The organism is Pseudomonas sp. Sample_11 (genome assembly GCF_004307505.1).
Taxonomy (GTDB): domain Bacteria; phylum Pseudomonadota; class Gammaproteobacteria; order Pseudomonadales; family Pseudomonadaceae; genus Aquipseudomonas; species Aquipseudomonas atacamensis.
On sequence record NZ_RCOD01000074.1, the window covers coordinates 60,210 to 79,443 of the forward strand.

15 protein-coding genes are annotated in these 19,234 nt (G+C 60.5%); 6 read left to right on the top strand and 9 right to left on the bottom strand.

The features are described 5' to 3' along the window. Positions 1-7: 7 nt before the first annotated feature. The 5 genes from D8U60_RS20430 (at position 8) to cobA (ending at position 8,310) form a co-directional block, all read left to right on the top strand. A complete protein-coding gene (locus tag D8U60_RS20430) occupies positions 8-1,681 on the top strand; it encodes a bifunctional protein-serine/threonine kinase/phosphatase (protein WP_130900785.1) in 1,674 nt (557 codons plus the stop codon). A 375-nt stretch (positions 1,682-2,056) separates the two neighbouring features. After that, complete coding sequence (nirB, locus tag D8U60_RS20435) at positions 2,057-4,510, top strand: nitrite reductase large subunit NirB (protein WP_130900786.1); 2,454 nt, start codon at positions 2,057-2,059, stop codon at positions 4,508-4,510. Then, positions 4,507-4,824 carry a nitrite reductase small subunit NirD gene (gene nirD / locus D8U60_RS20440; RefSeq protein WP_016773836.1) on the top strand — a complete coding sequence of 106 codons (318 nt, stop codon included), beginning with the start codon at positions 4,507-4,509 and terminating at the stop codon, positions 4,822-4,824. The genes nirB and nirD overlap by 4 nt, the downstream gene beginning before the upstream one ends. Beyond that, positions 4,824-7,535 carry a nitrate reductase gene (locus D8U60_RS20445; RefSeq protein ID WP_130900787.1) on the top strand — a complete coding sequence of 904 codons (2,712 nt, stop codon included), beginning with the start codon at positions 4,824-4,826 and terminating at the stop codon, positions 7,533-7,535. Before nirD ends, D8U60_RS20445 begins: the two co-directional genes overlap by 1 nt. Before the next feature lie 13 nt (positions 7,536-7,548). Then, positions 7,549-8,310 (top strand): uroporphyrinogen-III C-methyltransferase, encoded by a 762-nt coding sequence (gene cobA, locus D8U60_RS20450; protein ID WP_130900788.1) that lies wholly within the window; start codon positions 7,549-7,551, stop codon positions 8,308-8,310. Between the two features lie 102 nt (positions 8,311-8,412). Here cobA and D8U60_RS20455 read toward each other — a convergent pair whose 3' ends face one another. The 8 genes from D8U60_RS20455 to ppsA all read right to left on the bottom strand — a co-directional run bounded on the left by D8U60_RS20455 (position 8,413) and on the right by ppsA (position 16,551). Continuing rightward, positions 8,413-9,447, bottom strand: a complete 1,035-nt coding sequence (locus tag D8U60_RS20455; RefSeq protein WP_016773833.1) for an OmpA family protein — start codon at positions 9,445-9,447, stop codon at positions 8,413-8,415. 107 nt (positions 9,448-9,554) lie between these two features. Then, the gene (gene sigX / locus D8U60_RS20460; protein WP_016773832.1) at positions 9,555-10,145 is read right to left on the bottom strand and encodes an RNA polymerase sigma factor SigX; all 591 of its coding nucleotides are present in this window, start codon (positions 10,143-10,145) and stop codon (positions 9,555-9,557) included. Between the two features lie 90 nt (positions 10,146-10,235). Further along, on the bottom strand, positions 10,236-11,060 hold the full coding sequence (locus D8U60_RS20465) for a mechanosensitive ion channel domain-containing protein (RefSeq protein WP_016773831.1): 825 nt from the start codon (positions 11,058-11,060) through the stop codon (positions 10,236-10,238). A gap of 2 nt (positions 11,061-11,062) precedes the next feature. Beyond that, the gene (locus D8U60_RS20470; RefSeq protein ID WP_003223293.1) at positions 11,063-11,311 is read right to left on the bottom strand and encodes a hypothetical protein; all 249 of its coding nucleotides are present in this window, start codon (positions 11,309-11,311) and stop codon (positions 11,063-11,065) included. A gap of 63 nt (positions 11,312-11,374) precedes the next feature. Then, the gene (locus D8U60_RS20475) at positions 11,375-12,370 is read right to left on the bottom strand and encodes a zinc transporter ZntB (protein ID WP_122611237.1); all 996 of its coding nucleotides are present in this window, start codon (positions 12,368-12,370) and stop codon (positions 11,375-11,377) included. 21 nt (positions 12,371-12,391) lie between these two features. After that, on the bottom strand, positions 12,392-12,883 hold the full coding sequence (rraA, locus tag D8U60_RS20480) for a ribonuclease E activity regulator RraA (protein ID WP_130900789.1): 492 nt from the start codon (positions 12,881-12,883) through the stop codon (positions 12,392-12,394). Between the two features lie 210 nt (positions 12,884-13,093). Beyond that, positions 13,094-14,083, bottom strand: coding sequence for an alpha/beta fold hydrolase (locus D8U60_RS20485; RefSeq protein ID WP_130900790.1), 990 nt, complete (start codon positions 14,081-14,083; stop codon positions 13,094-13,096). A gap of 98 nt (positions 14,084-14,181) precedes the next feature. Next, complete coding sequence (ppsA, locus tag D8U60_RS20490) at positions 14,182-16,551, bottom strand: phosphoenolpyruvate synthase (RefSeq protein ID WP_051600403.1); 2,370 nt, start codon at positions 16,549-16,551, stop codon at positions 14,182-14,184. A 174-nt stretch (positions 16,552-16,725) separates the two neighbouring features. Between ppsA and D8U60_RS20495 the strand changes: the two genes are divergently transcribed. Further along, positions 16,726-17,544, top strand: coding sequence for a pyruvate, water dikinase regulatory protein (locus tag D8U60_RS20495; protein WP_016773826.1), 819 nt, complete (start codon positions 16,726-16,728; stop codon positions 17,542-17,544). 133 nt (positions 17,545-17,677) lie between these two features. Here D8U60_RS20495 and prpD read toward each other — a convergent pair whose 3' ends face one another. Then, positions 17,678-19,162 carry a 2-methylcitrate dehydratase gene (gene prpD, locus D8U60_RS20500; RefSeq protein WP_130900791.1) on the bottom strand — a complete coding sequence of 495 codons (1,485 nt, stop codon included), beginning with the start codon at positions 19,160-19,162 and terminating at the stop codon, positions 17,678-17,680. Positions 19,163-19,234 lie beyond the last annotated feature (72 nt).

The window sequence follows — 19,234 nt, forward strand, 5'->3', positions numbered from 1 at the left end:
GGCTCGAATGGCCCTGCAACTGAGCTTCGCCGAAGCCAGCGCCACCGGCCCGCGTGCGGAGAATCAGGACGCCCTGCGTTCGGTGACACCGGCGCCGGCACTGGCGGTGAGCAAGGGTTATCTGTTCGCCATCGCCGACGGCGTCAGCCAGTGCGCCGATGGCGGCCTCGCCGCGCGTTCGACCTTGCAGGCGCTGGCGCTGGACTACTACGCGACGCCGGAAACCTGGAGCGGGGCCCAAGCGCTGGATCGCCTGCTGCTCGCGCAAAATCGCTGGCTGCAGGCCAACGGCGGCGGGCAACCGCTGCTGACCACGGTCAGCGCGCTGGTGATGCGCGGTCGGCGCTTCACCCTCGCCCACGTCGGCGATTGCCGGGTCTATCGCTGGCACGCCGAGCGCTTGCAGCGCATCAGCGAGGATCACGTCTGGGAGCAACCGGGCATGCAACACGTGCTCAAGCGTGCGCTCGGGCTCGATCAGCATCTGGTCCTGGATTTCCTCGACGGCGAACTGCGTGAGGGCGAAAGCTTCGTTTTACTCAGCGACGGCGTCTGGTCGACCTTGGGTGATACCGCGATCGCGGCGATTCTGCGTGATCAACCGGACCTGCACAGCGCGGCGCAAACCTTGGTCAACGCCGCGCATCTGGCGGGCAGTCAGGACAACGCCAGTGCCCTGCTGGTGCGCGTCGATGCGCTGGGCGAAGCGAGCATCGGCGATGCGCTGGTGCAATTGCAGCAATGGCCACTGCCGCCAACGCTGAAACCCGGGCAAGCGTTTGAAGGCTGGCAGGTGCAAGGCATCATCGGCCAGAGCCAGCAATCATTGCTGTATCGCGTGCTTGATGGTCAGGGCCAGTCTTGGCTGTTGAAGACCTTGCCGACGCGGCTGGCCGACGATCCGCAAGCCGGGCAGGCATTGCTGTCGGAGGAATGGTTTCTCAAGCGCGTGGCCGGCCGGCATTTTCCGCAAATCCATGCCTGCACTCAGCGTCAGCATTTGTATTACGTCATGCGCGAATACGCCGGGACGACGCTGGCCGACGTGTTTCAACACAGCGGCCCGCTGCCTTTGGCGCAGTGGCAGGACATCGCCGAACGGCTATTGCGCGCGGTCGGGCTGCTGCATCGGCGGCAGATTCTGCATCGCGACGTCAAACCGGAAAACCTGCTGCGGGGTGACGACGGCGAACTGCGCCTGCTGGATTTCGGCCTGGCTTATTGCCCGGGACTGTCCGAGGACGCACCGTCGACCCTGCCGGGAACGCCTAGTTTCATCGCCCCGGAAGCGTTTCGCGGCGAACCACCGAGTGCGCAGCAGGATTTGTACTCAGTCGGCGTCACTCTCTATTACCTGCTCACCGGGCATTTCCCCTATGGCGAGATCGAAGCGTTTCAGCGGCCCCGATTTGGCGTACCGGTGAATGCCAGTCGCTATCGCCCGGACCTGCCGGACTGGCTGGCGCAAAGCCTGGAACGCGGCGTCGCCGCCGATCCGCAGCAACGCTTTGAAACCGCTGAAGAGTGGCTGCTGGTGCTGGAACAGGGTGAGCGGCAAAGTTTGAGTGTGCGACCCCGGCCTTTACTCGAGCGAGAGCCGTTGAAGGTCTGGCGGACCATGGCGTTGGTGGCGTTGCTGGGGAATGTGGTGCTGCTGGTTTTGTTGTTTCATCAGCCCTGAAAAGATCGCAGCCTTCGGCAGCTCCTACAGTTGGTTGCGTACACCTGTAGGAGCTGCCGAAGGCTGCGATCTTTTGATCCTGCGCTCCAAAAAAGCGCAACACGCCTCGAGAAAGTGCATCGAGCCAGCTCCAATCGGGCAAAAAAACCAGCAATTGCGGCGCCATAACAAGTTGGCACAACCACTGCATAACCCTTTTCACCATACATAAAGCCCAACCTTCAACGACGAAGGCTGCGCTTCCCGAGAGAACGGGACCAGGACAAAGGCGTCCTCGCTAGGCAACTAGCGGGACGCCTTTTTTTGTTTGCGCAAAATTTGTCGAGCAAGGCCCGACGGCCCACCAGAGGCCAGCCGCAGCTCCCGGAGAACCTGATGAAAAAACTCAAACTGGTGATGATCGGCAATGGCATGGCCGGGGTGCGTACCCTGGAAGAACTGCTCAAGCTGAGCGACGAGCTCTACGACATCACCGTCTTCGGCGCCGAACCGCACACCAACTACAACCGCATCCTGCTGTCGCCGGTGCTGGCCGGTGAGCAGACTTTCGAGGAGATCGTCCTCAACGACCTCGACTGGTATCTGGAAAACAACATCAAGTTGCTGCTCAACCGCAAAGTGGTGGAGATCGACCGGGTCAAACGCCGAGTGATTGCCGAGGACGGCACCGAAGCCGAGTACGATCGCCTGCTGATCGCCACCGGCTCGACCCCGTTCATCCTGCCAATCCCCGGCAACACTTTGCAGGGCGTGATCGGTTACCGCGACATCGCCGACACCCAGGCCATGATCGACACCGCCAGGACCCACAAGCACGCCGTAGTCATCGGCGGCGGCCTGCTCGGCCTCGAAGCGGCCAATGGCCTGATGCTGCGCGGCATGCACGTCACCGTGGTGCACCTCGGCGAATGGCTGCTGGAGCGGCAACTGGACAAGACCAGCGGCCAGCTTCTGCAATCGGCGCTGGAATCCCGTGGCCTGCATTTTCGCCTGTGCGAACAGACCCAAGCCTTGCACGATGCCGGCAATGGCCGGGTCGGCTCGGTGCAGTTCAAGAACGGCGACATCATTCCTGCCGATCTGGTGGTGATGGCCGCCGGCATCCGCCCCAACACCGAACTGGCAGAAAAGGCCGGCATTCCGTGCAATCGCGGGATTCTGGTCAACGACACCCTGCAAACCTACGACCCGCGCATCTACGCAATCGGCGAATGCGCCAGTCATCGCGGCATCGCCTACGGCCTCGTTGCGCCGCTGTTCGAACAAGCCAAGGTCTGCGCCAATCACCTCGCGCAACTGGGTTTCGCTCGCTATCAGGGCTCGGTGACTTCGACGAAATTGAAAGTCACCGGCATCGACCTGTTCTCCGCCGGCGATTTCATGGGCGGCGAAGGCACCGAGACCATCACCCTCTCCGACCCGATCGGCGGCGTGTACAAAAAACTGGTGATCAAGGATGACGTGCTGGTCGGCGCCTGTCTGTACGGCGATACGGCAGATGGCGGTTGGTATTTCCGGCAGATTCGTGAGAATCACGCCATCGGCGAGATCCGCGATCACCTCATGTTCGGCGAAAACGCTTTAGGCGACGTAGGACATCAGGGCCAGGACAAAGCCATGGTCATGGCCGACAGCGCCGAAGTGTGTGGCTGCAACGGTGTGTGCAAGGGCACCATCGTCAAGGCGATTCAGGAACACGGCCTGTTCAGCGTCGATGAAGTGAAGAAACACACCAAGGCTGCCAGCTCGTGCGGTTCGTGCGCCGGTCTGGTCGAGCAAATCCTCATCAATACCGTGGGTGGCGCGGCCGATGTCAAACCGAAAAGCGAAAAAGCCATCTGCGGTTGCAGCGACCTCAACCACGGGCAGATTCGTCAGGCGATCCGTCAGGAACACCTGCTGACCATCGCCGAGACCATGAGTTACCTGAACTGGCGCACGCCCAATGGCTGCGCGACCTGTCGCCCGGCGCTCAACTATTACCTGATTTCCACTTGGCCGGGCGAGGCCAAGGACGACCCGCAATCGCGTCTGATCAACGAACGCGCCCACGCCAACATCCAGAAGGACGGCACCTATTCGGTGGTGCCGCGCATGTGGGGCGGCGTGACCAACCCATCGGAACTGCGGCGGATCGCCGATGTGGCCGACAAGTACAACGTGCCGATGGTCAAGGTCACCGGCGGTCAGCGCATCGATTTGCTGGGGATCAAGAAACAGGATCTGCCCGGCGTCTGGAAAGACCTCGACATGCCGTCCGGCCACGCCTACGGCAAATCCATCCGCACCGTGAAAACCTGCGTCGGCAGCGAGTTCTGCCGCTTCGGCACGCAGAACTCGACGCAACTGGGCATCGAGCTCGAACACGACTTGTTCAATATGTGGTCGCCGCACAAAGTGAAGCTGGCCGTGTCCGGTTGCCCACGCAACTGCTCGGAAGCGGGCATCAAGGACGTAGGAATTATCGGCGTCGACTCCGGCTGGGAGATGTACATCGGTGGCAACGGCGGGATCAAGACCGAAGTCGCCGAGTTCTTCGTCAAGCTCAAGACTGCCGAGGAAGTCCGTGAATACAACGGCGCGTTCCTGCAGCTCTACCGCGAAGAAGCCTTCTACCTCGAGCGCACCGTGCATTACCTGCAACGGGTCGGCATGGACCACATCAAGAAGAACGTGCTCGAAGACGCCGAGCGGCGCAAGGCCCTGAATGAGCGCCTGCAATTCTCCCTGTCGTTCGAACAGGACCCGTGGAAGGAGCGCCTGGCGCAGCCGCAACTGAAGAAAGAATTCGACGTGATCCCCGTGAAAAACCTGGAGGTGCCGGCATGAACTGGCTCGATATCTGTGCGCTGGAAGAGATCAACGCCCTCGGTTCGCGGATCATTGCCGGGCCGAAAGGTGACATCGCGATTTTTCGCACAAGCGACGACGAGGTTTTCGCCCTCGATGATCGCTGCCCGCACAAGGGCGGGCCGCTGTCGCAGGGCCTGATCTATGGCAAGCGCGTGGCCTGCCCGCTGCATAACTGGCAGATCGACCTGGAAACCGGCGAAGCTCAGGCGCCGGACATCGGCTGTGCCCATCACCATCCGGCGCGGGTCGAGAATGGCCGGGTGCAACTGGCCCTGCGGGACGCCATCTGATGAACCGCCAGACGACCGCCTCGACCTGCTGTTACTGCGGGGTCGGCTGCGGCGTACTGATCGAGCATGACGGCGAGCGCATCCTCGGCGTCAGCGGCGATCCGGCGCACCCGGCCAACTTCGGCAAACTGTGCAGCAAAGGCTCGACGCTGCACCTGACCGGCGACCTCGCCGCCCGCGCCTTATACCCGGAACTGCGCCTGGGCAAAGGCCTGGCGCGCAGCCGTACTGACTGGGATACCGCCCTCGACCACGCGACCAACGTGTTTGCCGAAACCATCGCCGAACACGGCCCGGACAGCGTGGCGTTCTACATCTCCGGGCAGTTGCTCACCGAGGACTACTACGCCTTCAACAAACTGGCGCGGGCGCTGGTCGGCACCAACAACATCGACAGCAATTCGCGGCTGTGCATGTCTTCGGCGGTGGTCGGCTACAAACGCAGCCTCGGCGCCGACGCGCCGCCGTGCAGTTACGAAGACCTGGAGCTCAGCGACTGCGTGATGATCGTCGGCAGTAACATGGCCTACGCCCATCCGGTACTTTTCCGTCGACTGGAGGAAGCCAAATCCCGTCGCCCGCAGATGAAAGTCATCGTGATCGACCCGCGTCGCACCGACACCTGCGATTTGGCTGACCTGCATCTGGCGATTCTTCCGGGCACCGATGTCGCCTTGTTCCATGGGATTTTGCATCTACTGTTGTGGGAAGACTGGATCGATCGCGATTTCATCAAGGCGCACACCGAAGGCCTCGCCGAACTCAAGACGCTGGTCCGCGATTACACCCCGCAAATGGTTTCGCAACTGTGCGGCATCAGCATCGAGCAACTGCAGCAATGCGCAGAATGGGTCGGCACTGCGCCGAGCTTCCTGTCGCTGTGGTGCATGGGCCTGAATCAGTCCACCGCCGGCAGCGCAAAGAACAGCGCGCTGATCAATCTGCACCTGGCCACCGGGCAAATTGGCCGGCCCGGTACAGGACCTTTCTCCCTCACCGGTCAGCCAAACGCCATGGGCGGGCGGGAAACCGGCAGTTTGTCCAATCTGCTGCCCGGTCACCGCGATGCCGCCAACCCGGAGCATCGCGCCGAGGTGGCGGCGTATTGGGGCGTGGAGAGCTTGCCCGAGGCGCCGGGCCTTAGCGCCATCGAACTGTTCGAAAACCTGCGCAGCGGCAAAATCAAAGCACTGTGGATTGCCTGTACCAATCCAGCGCAATCGATGCCCGATCAGAGCGCAGTCCGCGCAGCGCTTGAGGCCTGCCCGTTTGTGGTGTTGCAGGAAGCCTTTCGCACCACCGAAACCGCTGCGTTTGCCGACCTGCTGTTACCCGCCGCCAGTTGGGGCGAGAAAGAAGGTTCGGTGACCAACTCCGAGCGGCGCATTTCCCACGTGCGCAAAGCGGTTGTCGCACCGGGCGAAGCGCGGCCGGACTGGGCAATCACGGTGGATTTCGCACAGCGTCTGGAGAAACGTCTGCGCCCCAGGCAGCCAAGCCTGTTCGCTTTCGATCAACCTTCGCAGTTGTTTGATGAATTCAAAGCGCTGACCCGTGGGCGAGACCTGGATCTGTCCGGGATCAGTCATGCCTTGATCGACGAGATCGGTCCGCAGCAATGGCCCTTCCCTGCCGGCGCCCGCCAAGGCACGCCACGCTTGTACGGCGACGGCATTTTTCCTACAGCCAATGGTCGCGCGCGGTTCATTGCCGATCCGTACCGCGCCGCCAAGGAACAACGCGACGCGCGCTTCCCGCTGACTTTGATCACCGGTCGCCTGCGTGACCAGTGGCACGGCATGAGCCGCACCGGCACCGCCGCGCAATTGTTCGGCCACGTCAGCGAAGCCGTGCTGAGCCTGCACCCTGACGAAATGCGCCGGCACCGCTTGCAGCCCGGTGATCTGGTCAATCTGAAAAGCCGCCGTGGCGCAGTGATTGTTGCGGTCGGCAGCGACGACAGCGTGCGTCCGGGCCAGGCGTTCCTGCCGATGCACTGGGGCGATCGCTATCTCAAGGGCGGCGTCAACACGCTGACCTTGCCGGCGTTTGATCCGCTGTCCAAACAACCGGAGCTCAAGCACAGCGGCGTGCGTCTGGAGGCAGTCAACCTGCCGTGGCAACTGTTCGCCTTGATCGAGGGTGATGTTCAACGGCATTTCGAGACGCTACGACCGCTGTGCGAGGCGTTTTCCTACGTCAGCCTCAGCCTTGTCGGGCGTGAGCGACCAGCGCTGCTGATACGCGCTGCACACGGCCAGGCGCCGGATCCACAGCTGCTGGGCGAGATCGACCAGTGCCTGTCCCTGCTGGATGGCCCGGTTCTGGCCTATGACGATCCGCGTCGCGCCATTGGCAAGCGGGTGCGCATCGAAAACGGCCGTATCACTGCGATTCGCCTGGCCGGCGAAACCCTCGCGCAACATTGGTTGCAGAGCCTGTGGCTGGAGGGCCGCGCCGACCAACAACTGCGGCGCTGGCTGCTCGCGCCGATGAGCGCGCCGCCGGGCGCTGTCGGCGCCATTGCGAGCGACAAGACCTTGTGCAACTGCGAAAACGTCAGCCTCAACGCAGTCTGCGCCGGCATTCGCCAGGGCCTGGATCTGCAAGGCCTGAAAAACAATCTCCGATGCGGTACGCAATGCGGTTCCTGCGTGCCGGAAATCAAGCGTCTGCTGGCTGCCGAAGCGCGGCCGGTCGCGGTCATTTAACGAGGACAACACCATGAATGCGAAAGTCTGGCTGGTGGGCGCAGGCCCTGGCGATCCGGAGTTGCTGACGCTCAAAGCGGTGCGCGCATTGCGCGAGGCCGATGTGGTGATGATCGATGATCTGGTCAACGACGCGGTGCTGGAGCACTGCCCGGCTGCGCGGGTGATCCCGGTGGGCAAACGCGGCGGCTGCCGTTCGACCCCGCAGGCATTTATCCATCGGCTGATGCTGCGTTATGCCCGCCAGGGCAAATGCGTGGTGCGCCTGAAGGGCGGCGATCCGTGCATTTTCGGCCGCGGTGGCGAAGAAGCGCAGTGGTTGCGCGAGCGTGGCGTTGAAGTGGAACTGGTCAATGGCATCACCGCTGGGCTGGCCGGGGCGACCCAGTGCGATATTCCGCTGACGTTGCGGGGCGTGGCGCGCGGAGTAACGTTGGTGACTGCGCATACCCAGGATGACAGCCAGTTGAACTGGCAGGCGCTGGCGCAAGGCGGGACGACGCTGGTGGTTTACATGGGCGTGGCCAAGCTGGGCGAGATTCGTGATCATCTGCTGGCCGGAGGGATGGCGGCGGATACGCCGGTGGCGATGATCGAAAACGCCTCTTTGGCGCATCAGCGTGAATGTCGCAGTGATTTGACTGCGATGGCTGAGGATGCCTCGGCGTTTGAATTGAAAAGCCCGGCGATTCTGGTGATTGGTGCGGTGGCGGCTGTTGCTCAAGAGCCAAAGATCGCAGCCTTCGGCAGCTCCTACAGGACACATATGATCTGAATGTAGGAGCTGCCGCAGGCTGCGATCTTTCAAGATTCAAAGCCAAATCGCAGACAAAGAAAAGCCCGGCCTGAGCCGGGCTTTTCCATCAGCGGCAGCTAATTACTTAGCTTGAGCTTCAACCTGCGCTTCTACGCGACGGTTTACAGCGCGGCCAGCGTCAGTTTTGTTGTCAGCAACTGGGCGGGATTCGCCGTAGCCAACAGACTGAACGCGGGACGATTCAACACCGTACTGGTTGGTCAGAACTTGCTTAACGGCGTTTGCACGACGCTCGGACAGTTTCTGGTTGTAAGCGTCAGGACCGACGGAGTCAGTGTGACCTTCAACAGTAGTGGTGGTGGATGGGTACTGCTTCATGAAGTCAGCCAGGTTCTTGATGTCGCCGTAGCTGTTTGGCTTGACTACCGACTTGTCGAAGTCGAATTTCACGTCCAGCTCAACACGAACAACTTCAGCAACTGCTGGGCAGCCATCAGCGTCAACGGTTACGTTGGCTGGGGTGTCCGGGCACTTGTCAACGTTGTCGCAAACGCCATCGTTGTCGCTGTCGGAGCAGACTTCAGCAGGTGCTGGAACTGGAGCAGCAGCTGGCTTGGAGCCGCCACCGAAGTTCACACCGATACCGACGCTAGGAGCCCACTCGGTGTCGCCCTGGTCGATGTTGTACTGAGCTTCAACGCCGGCACGGGCGTAGAAGTTCTCGGTGAAGTACAGCTTGGCACCGCCGCCAACGTTGGCGAAGGTGGAACGGTTACGACCGTTCGAACCGTTCTGGTCGATGCTCTGGTCAGAGAAACCGGCCGAAACGTATGGACGAATCATGTCGCCTGGGTTGTTGAAGTGGTACAGAGCGTCCAGAGCGGTGTTAGCGCCTTTGACGTTCTTGCCATCGTCGGCACGTACGTTGTGCACTTCGTCGTAGCCCAGACGCAGTTCAACGTCGTCGGTCAGGAAGTAACCGATCGAACCGCCGAACAGGTTGCCGTTGTTCTTGAAGTTACGAGCGCTGTCGAATTGTTCTTTCTTAGCGAAGCCTTCGATTTCAACTGCGCCTTGGCCTTGTGCCAGAGCGCCGAACGAAGTGGCGGCAATAAGAGAACCAATGGCCAAGCCCAAGGTGTTTTTCAGTTTCATCCGTTAAATCCCCATCTGGTGATTGTGAAGCAGTCCCGCAAACCGGGGGACAACTCGGCGGCAAGTCTATCAGAACTTGCCTACACGTAAGAGATATTTGCGCTGAACTAAGTTTCAGCAATGCCTGCAAATTTCTCACGCAATTTATCTAGAGCGCGTTTGTAACGCATTTTTGTCGCACTCAAACCCATGTGCATGATGTCTGCGATCTCCTGAAACTCCAGCTCTGCGACAAATCGTAGCACCAGAATTTCGCGGTCAATCGGATTCACATACACCAGCCAGCGATCAAGCCCACCCTTCTCCTCCGGCTTCGGCGCCTTTTCTTCAGACGCTTCTTCAAGAGGGTCCAGACTGAGAGCGTCCATCAAGCGACGCTTACGCCGTTCCTTCCGATACTGCGTGATGCATTCGTTGTAAGTGATGCTGTAAAGCCAGGTTTTGAACTTCGATTTCCCCTCGAAGTTCTTCAGGCCGTACAGCACCTTCAGCATCACTTCCTGACAGACATCGTCTGCGTCGCGATCGTTCCCAAGATATCTCGCGCAGACGTTAAATAATGTTCGCTGGTAACGCCGCATCAACTCTTCGTAGGCGCGCGTTACGTGAAACAGCTCGGTATGCGAGCGCGCGACCAACTCCTCATCAGAGAGCTCGCGGGGGTCGTAGCGCGTGGATAGCGGTTGGGCTTTATTCAAAACAAGTCGTGCCGACAGTCAGGTCAATGTCCGCCACAACCAGCCTCGGCTGGCATTTTGCGGCGGCATACATTAGCAGGGTTTGCCGGTTTAGCGGCTACTCACATGCTGTTCCAGCAGGATCCGATTGGAGAGAGAGACTAGCTCACCCTCATCGGTCAGCAATGTGGTTTTAACCGTGCCGATCTCTTCGATCTGGCCTTCGACCTCGCCAACACGCACTTGTTGCCCAACCTCATACAGCTCACGCACATAGATTCCCGCAAGAATCTGACCGGCGATTTCCCGGCTTCCCAAACCCATGGCCAGCGCAACTGCCAGACCAACGGTAATCAATACGATAACAATCACATGGTTCAGCAGGTCGGTCTTGACCTCGAGCTGGCTGATCGCCACCGAGATGCTGATGATGATCACCAGCCCCTGCGCGATCCGCCCCAACCCCGAAGCGTAGTCCAGGCCTACGCCTTCTGCTGCGCCGCGCACCAGCCCGTTGGCCAGTTGCGCCAGCAGGACCCCGACCAGCAACACCAGCGCGGCGCCGAATACTTTCGGCAGATACAACGCCAGCATGTCCAGCGTAGCTGAAACTCGCTCGAGGCCAAGGGATTCTGCCGCAGAAACCAGAAAAATCAGCAGAACGAACCAGTAGACGATTTTACCGATCAGCGTCGAGATCGGCACTTGCAGCCCGGCGCGCGACATCAGCTTGGTCAGCCCGGTGCCGCCCATCAGGCGATCGAGGCCCAGTTTGGCGAGCAATTTGGAGAGCAAGGTATCGAGCAGTTTGGCCACGACGAAACCCAACAGCAGCACAACCAGTGCGCCGAACAGGTTCGGAATGAAGTTAGCGACTTTGGTCCACAACGCAGTCATTGCAGTGACGAGGCTCTGAGTCCAGAGATCAAGTTCCATATTCAATCAGCCTTATCAGCAGTGCGAGCGGTAGTTTTACGAAGACGGGAAACCGGCGAGACATGCGCCGAGCCATTGTTCAGGGCGATCATCAGCGCGGGCAGCCAGCGGCCCAGCAGGCTGAACAGATCACCGGCGCCGACCTGGCGGTTGGCGGTTTTGAGTACGCGGCCAAGGCACGCATCGTCGTCGCGGCTGGACGGCGAAGCGTTGAGCATGTCGCGCAAAGACTGTTCAAACGGATCGTGCATACGCACCTCTCGTGATGTCTGTGAAAGACGCGGGCAGATTTGCTCGGGTCACATGCGCCATGTTCACACCCAGCGCAATCGACGGAACAACCACCACTGGCCGAATGCCAGGGCGAGCACCGTCAGACAGGCGATCAGGAAGCCATACGGGCTTTCGGCGAAAGGAATACCGCCGACATTTATCCCGAGCAGACCGGTGATGAAACTCATCGGCAAAAAGATGCAGGTAATGATGCCGAAGCGGTACATGGTGCGGTTCATGTGCACGCTCAAACGCCGGTCTTCGGCCTCCAGCACAAGCCCCACGCGCTCTCGGGTCAATTCGAGCTCTTCCAGATAACGGGTCAGGCTGTTGTTCAATTCGTTCCAGTAGTCGGCGTCGTCTTCGACGAACCACGGCAGTTTTATCCGCGTCAGTTGTCCGAAAATGTCCCGCTGTGGGGCGAGAAAACGCTTCAGCCCAGCGGCTCTGCGGCGGATGTGCAAAATGGCCCCATGCTCGGGGGTATACCGTTCGTCGGCGTCGAGTTTTTCTTCTTCCTCATCCACCACTTCCGACAGGCACGTGACCAGATCCTGCACTTTATTGGTGAGGAACTGCGCCAGATACAGCATCAATTCCGAGGAAGTTCTCGGCCCTTTGCCCTCACCCAGCAGCGCCAGCAACTCATCTGTAGCGCGCAACGGACGCAAGCGCAGGGAAATCACTCGCTGAGCCGAGGCGAAAATCCGCACCGAAACCATGTCTTCCGGCTCGGCGCCCGGGTTGAGATTGACCCCGCGCAGAAACAGCAACAGCTCGGAGTCGGGCAATGGCAACAGACGCGGGCGGGTATTCTCTTCCAGCAACAGATCGCAGGTGAATTCATTGAGCCCGCTGGATTTGCGCAGCCAGGTACGGGTCTGCGGATGGCTGCGATCCCAGTGCAGCCACAGGCTTTCATGGGCCTGCAGCTGCAAATCGTCGAGCTCAGTCCGGGCTATCGAACGCGCACCGCCCTTGCCGTCCAGCACCAGGGCATGCACCAGCCCCCATTGCGCGTTTTCTTCCTCGAACATCCGCATCCCTTGTCGAAAAGCTTATTCAGGCATCTTCAGCGGGCTCGGCGACACGATCACGCCGTTGTTGTCCGCATAAATGTACTGGCCTGGGTGGAACGTCACGCCGGCAAACGTCACCGGGACGTTGAGGTCGCCAATGCCGCGCTTGTCGGTTTTCATCGGATGGCTGGCCAGCGCCTGCACGCCGAGATCGGTCTGGGCGATGACGTCGACGTCACGGATGCAACCGTAGATCACCAGCCCTTCCCAGCCGTTCTGCGCGGCCTTGGCGGCGATCATGTCGCCCAGCAGGGCGCGGCGCAGCGAACCGCCGCCATCGACCACCAGCACTTTGCCTTTGCCGTTGAGTTCGGCCTCCTCCTTGACCAGCGAATTGTCTTCGAAGCACTTGATGGTCACGATTTCGCCGCCGAAGGAATCCCGGCCGCCGAAATTGCTGAACATCGGTTCCAGCACCTGCACCAGCTCCGGGTAGGCGTCGCACAGGTCAGGCGTAAGGTAATGTTCCATCGAAAAACTCCTGTAACAAGGAAGACGATCAAGGATGCCGCATTCTGATGAGACGAGTTCCGGCGGTCGCTGTTTACCTTAGTCCATGCCATGGTCGCTGAGCGAACCTGAACCGCGGCTGAAACGTTATCGCTAAACAGTCACGAAATATGACCGGAACCGCACAATGCGTCATATCTTAGCCGCAAGCCAGGCTGAACGGAACGCCCCTCACACCGCAGCGGCCAGATCCGTCGCCTGCGCCAGCAATGGCGTCTGCTGATCGTTCAACCAGCGCGCCACCAAGGGCCACACTTCAGCCTGCGCTGCTTTGCTCACCAGCATTTCGACATGACCGAAATTGTCCGAGAAGCCCTGCTCGCGGCCCAGATTGATGAACTGCTTGCACTCTGAGCCGATCTGCTCGAACAGCTTGCGGCAGGCCCACGCCGGATCCTGATGATCGCCCGCCGCCGTCACGGCCAACACCGGCACCTGCACCTCGGCAAGTCCGGCCCACCAATCCTTGTCCTTGTCGCCGAAGCGGCCGAACAAGCCGTACCAGCGCATGCTTTCGATGGCCAGGCCGATCGGTTCGTCTTCCGGACCGCGTTTGAGGCGTGAGCCGGACAACTGCGCGAAACGCTTGAGAATAAAGCGCCCGCCCCACTCCAACGGTGGGATTTTCAACGGCCAGTAGGTGCGGCTGACCTGCGTGCCGAAAAACGCCGCCGAGGCCACGGCCGGTTCGCCAAGGTATTCGCCGCCGAGCGCTGCTGCCAGGGTGATGCCGCCCAGCGAATGGCCGATCCAGTGCGGGATCTGTCCGCTCTGCTCACGCACGAACGCGGCAATCGCCGGCAGATCGTAGCGGGCGTAGTCGGCCACACGATTGCGCCGGTAGTCCTCATTGCGCTGGGACAGGCCGTGACCGCGCATTTCCGGAATCCACACGTCGAAGCCCAGCCGCGTCAGATACGCGCCGAGCCCGAGGCCTTTGGGGGAAAACCAGAAGCGCCGATTGGAAAAGCTGCCGTGCAACAGAATCACCGGCACGCCGCGTGGCGCCGTGTCATCGGCCATGCCCAGGCGGGTGACGGCGATTTCCACGGACCAGTCCGGGCTGTTGCCGGGTTTCAATCGATAGACGTCTTCGCTCAGATCGCCGCGCCGCTCGGCGCTGATCAGCGCGACAGGAAACAGGTTGCTGCTGCTTTGCATAATGCTCTTGCACAAAAAAGGGCGGCATCCGATGGAGCCCGCCCTACTTCAATCTCAAGGCCCGCTCCCACATGGGGCGCGGGCCAATTACATACTGATCAAGCCTGGCCTTCGGCGAGGAAGAACCAGGTTTCCAGCACGGTGTCCGGGTTCAGCGACACGCTTTCGATGCCCTGTTCCATCAGCCACTTGGCCAGATCCGGGTGGTCGGAAGGACCCTGACCGCAGATGCCGATGTACTTGCCGGCCTTGTTGCACGCCTGAATGGCGTTGGCCAACAGCTTCTTCACCGCCGGATTCCGCTCGTCGAACAGGTGCGCGATGATCCCCGAATCGCGGTCCAGACCCAAAGTCAGTTGGGTCAGGTCGTTGGAGCCGATCGAGAAACCGTCGAAGAATTCGAGGAATTCCTCGGCCAGAATCGCGTTCGATGGCAGTTCGCACATCATGATCACGCGCAGACCGTTCTCGCCGCGCTTCAAGCCGTTCTCGGCGAGCAGATCGACCACCTGGCTGGCTTCGCCGAGCGTACGGACGAACGGCACCATGATTTCCACGTTGGTCAGGCCCATCTCGTTGCGCACGCGTTTCAATGCGCGGCATTCGAGCTCGAAGCAATCGCGGAACGATTCGCTGATGTAACGCGAAGCGCCACGGAAGCCCAGCATCGGGTTCTCTTCTTCCGGCTCGTAGAGCTTGCCGCCGATCAGGTTGGCGTATTCGTTGGACTTGAAGTCCGACAGACGCACGATGACTTTTTTCGGCGTGAACGCTGCAGCCAGGGTGCTGATGCCTTCCACCAGCTTGTCGACGTAGAAGTCGACCGGGTCGCTGTAACCGGCAATACGCTTGTCGACGCTGTCCTTGATTTCCTGCGGCAGGCCGTCGTAGTTCAACAGCGCTTTCGGGTGCACGCCGATCATGCGGTTGATGATGAATTCCAGACGTGCCAGACCGACGCCGGCGTTCGGCAATTGGGCGAAGTCGAAGGCGCGGTCCGGGTTGCCGACGTTCATCATGATCTTGAACGGCAGCTCCGGCATGGCGTCGACGGAGTTCTTCTTGATGTCGAAGCCCAGTTCGCCTTCGAAGATGTAGCCGGTGTCGCCTTCGGCGCAGGACACGGTCACGCCCTGGCCATCCTTCAGCAGCTGGGTGGCGTTGCCGCAACCTACCACCGCCGGAATGCCCAGCTCACGAGCGATGATCGCCGCGTGGCAGGTACGCCCGCCCCGGTTGGTGACAATGGCGCTGGCGCGCTTCATCACTGGTTCCCAGTCCGGGTCGGTCATGTCGGAAACCAGCACGTCGCCCGGCTGGACTTTGTCCATTTCCGAGACGTCTTTGATGATGCGTACTTTGCCGGCGCCGATGCGCTGGCCGATCGCCCGACCTTCCACCAGCACGGTGCCGGTTTCCTTGAGCAGGTAACGTTCCATCACGTTGGCCTGGGTGCGGCTTTTCACGGTTTCCGGACGCGCTTGCACGATGTACAGCTTGCCGTCGTCACCGTCCTTGGCCCACTCGATGTCCATCGGGCAGCCGTAGTGCTTCTCGATGATCATCGCCTGCTTGGCCAGCTCACTGACTTCGGCGTCGGTCAGGCAGAAACGCGCGCGTTCGGCCTTGTCGACATCGACAGTCTTGACCGAACGACCGGCCTTGGCCTCGTCGCCGTAGATCATCTTGATGGCTTTGCTGCCCAGGTTGCGGCGCAGGATGGCCGGACGACCGGCTTCCAGGGTGCCTTTGTGTACGTAGAACTCATCGGGGTTGACCGCGCCTTGTACGACGGTTTCGCCCAGGCCGTAAGCGCCGGTGATGAATACCACGTCACGGAAACCCGATTCGGTATCGAGGGTGAACATCACGCCGGCGGTGCCGGTTTCCGAACGCACCATGCGCTGCACGCCAGCCGACAGCGCGACCAGTTTGTGGTCGAAGCCCTGGTGCACGCGGTAGGAAATCGCACGGTCGTTGAACAGCGAAGCGAACACCTCTTTGGCGGCGCGGATAACGTTTTCCACACCACGGATGTTCAGGAAGGTTTCCTGCTGACCGGCGAAGGAGGCGTCCGGCAGGTCTTCGGCGGTGGCGGAAGAACGTACGGCCACGGCCACGTCAGGATTGCCGGCCGACAGCGCGGCGAACGCGGTGCGGATCTCGGTGTTGAGCTTTTCAGGGAATTCGGCGTCCATGATCCATTGGCGGATCTGCGCGCCGGTCTTGGCCAGGGCATTGACGTCGTCGACGTCGAGCGCGTCGAGGGCCTTGTGGATCTGATCGTTCAGGCCGCTCAGTTCGAGGAAGTCACGATAGGCCTGAGCCGTCGTGGCGAAGCCGCCGGGGACCGAAACACCGGCGCCTGCCAGGTTACTGATCATCTCGCCCAGGGATGCGTTCTTGCCCCCCACATGCTCAACATCGTGTTTGCCGAGCTTATCGAGGGAAACTACGTACTCTACCAAGGTGATCTCTCCACTAACTGTGTTGGAAAAGCTCAGAAACCGGCGGCCCGGGGGAGCCTCGGCCGGTTGTATGGCCTGGACCTGGAAAATAAGTGAGAATGCGGGCCAATGGCGGCCGGCAAATCGCGCCTATCATATCCAAGATTCGTTACTAGCTTAAGGCCCAAGGTGCAAATGAAACGATCTGCTTTCTTCATCTCCGATGGCACCGGCATTACCGCCGAAACCCTGGGTCAAAGCCTGCTGGCGCAGTTCGAAAACATTACCTTCAGCAAATTCACGCGGCCCTACATCGACAGCGTGGAAAAAGCGCGGGCCATGGTACAACAAATCAACAAAGCTGCTGAAACCGACGGCTTTCGCCCGATCATCTTCGACACCATCGTCAATCAGGACATTCGTGAGATTCTCGCAACGTCCAATGGTTTCATGATCGACATCTTCTCGACTTTCCTCGCGCCGCTCGAACAGGAGCTCACCGAGCATTCTTCCTACACCGTCGGCAAATCCCATTCGATCGGACACAACTCCAATTACATGGAGCGCATCGAGGCGGTGAACTTCGCCCTCGACAACGATGACGGCGCGCGCACCCACTATTACGACAAAGCCGATCTGATACTAGTGGGCGTGTCGCGATGCGGCAAAACGCCGACGTGTCTGTACATGGCCATGCAGTTCGGTATCCGCGCGGCCAACTATCCGCTGACCGAAGACGACATGGAACGCCTGACCCTGCCGACGGCCCTGCGCGCCCATCAGCACAAGCTGTTCGGCCTGACCATCGACCCCGACCGCCTGACTGCGATCCGCAACGAGCGCAAGCCCAACAGCCGTTATTCGAGCTACGCCCAGTGCGAATTCGAAGTGCGCGAAGTGGAAAACCTGTTCCGCCGCGAGAACATTCCGCATATCAATTCCACGCATTTCTCGGTGGAAGAGATTTCGGCGAAGATTCTCGTGGAGAAAGGCGTTGAGCGGCGGTTCAAGTAGGTTTGCGGTGCCAGATCTGACGCTATCGCGGGCAAGCCCGCTCCCACAGGTTCTGAAGGCGTTCACAATTTCTGTGTTCATCACCATTCCCTGTGGGAGCGGGCTTGCCCGCGAAGAACGATAACGCGGTCTGTCAGAGCACAAACAGATCGATGAATCGATTCACCGCTGTGGCTTCCAGCCGCGCCTGATCCTCACAGAGCGCAAATATCTCAGCGCAACGCTGGCCGGCAAACCGCGTGGCCAGGTTGGCCTTGAACTTGTCCTCCAGCAACGCAATGCCCTCGGCGCGGCGGCGGCGATGGCCGATCGGGTACTCCACCACGACGTTGTCGGTGCTGCTGCCGTCCTTGAAAAACACCTGCACGGCGTTGGCAATCGAGCGTTTGTCAGGCTCAAGGTATTCGCGGGTGAAGCGCGGTTCTTCAACGATGAGCATTTTTTCGCGCAGCACATCGATGATCGGATGCGCCTTGTGGAAGTCGTCTTCGTAGTGCTCAGCCACCAGATTGCCGAATGCCAGCGGCACGGCGGTCATGTATTGCAGGCAGTGGTCGCGGTCGGCGGCATTGGCCAGCGGGCCGACCTTGGAAATGATGCGGATCGCCGATTCATGGGTGGTGATGACGATGCGGTCGATCTCATGCAGCCGATTGCGAACCAGCGGATGCAAGGTCACCGCCGCCTCGCACGCCGTCTGCGCATGGAATTCGGCGGGGAAACTGATCTTGAACAGCACGTTTTCCATCACGTAACTGCCGAACGGCCGGGAAAAGCTGAAAGCGCGCTTGTCCTCGGGCTTGAGCGCCAGATCGTTGTTGGTGTGGCTGAACGATACGTCATAGAAGCCCCACTGCTTCGCGCTCAACACGCCGGGAATGCCCATCTCACCGCGCATGGCGATGTCCGCCAGCCTTACGCCACGACTCGCCGCATCCCCCGCCGCCCAGGATTTGCGCGAGCCGGCGTTCGGCGCATGCCGATAAGTGCGCAGTGCCTGACCGTCGGCGAAGGCGTGGGACAGTGCCGACAACAGCTGCTCGCGATTGGCGCCCATCAGTCGGGCGCTGACGGCAGTTGATGCGACTTTCACCAGAATGACGTGATCGAGTCCTACCCGGTTGAAGGAGTTTTCCAGAGCGATCACGCCTTGAATCTCGTGGGCCATGATCATTGCTTCCAGCACATCGCGGACCGTCAGCGGTGCTTCACCGCTGGCGATGCGTTTCTGTGACTGGTGATCGGCAACGGCGAGGATGGCACCGAGGTTGTCCGATGGATGCCCCCATTCGGCGGCGAGCCAGGTGTCGTTGTAGTCGAGCCAGCGGACAATGCAGCCGATATCCCACGCTGCTTTGACCGGGTCGAGGCGATAAGGGGTACCTGGGACTCGTGCACCGAACGGTACTACCGTGCCTTCGACGATCGGGCCGAGGTGCTTGGTGCATTCGGGGAAACGCAGGGCCAGCAAGCCGCAGCCCAGCGTGTCGATCAGACAGTTGCGCGCGGTGTTCAGCGCTTCGGCGGATTCGGGCTTGAAGGTGAGGACGTAGTCGGCGATGTCCTGCAGGACTGCATCGTAATCGGGGCGGTTGTTCAGGTCGACGTTGGCGCTCATGTTCGATTCACTCCTGTAGGAGCTGCCGAAGGCTGCGATCTTTTGATTTTGTTTTTCGCGATCAAGATCAAA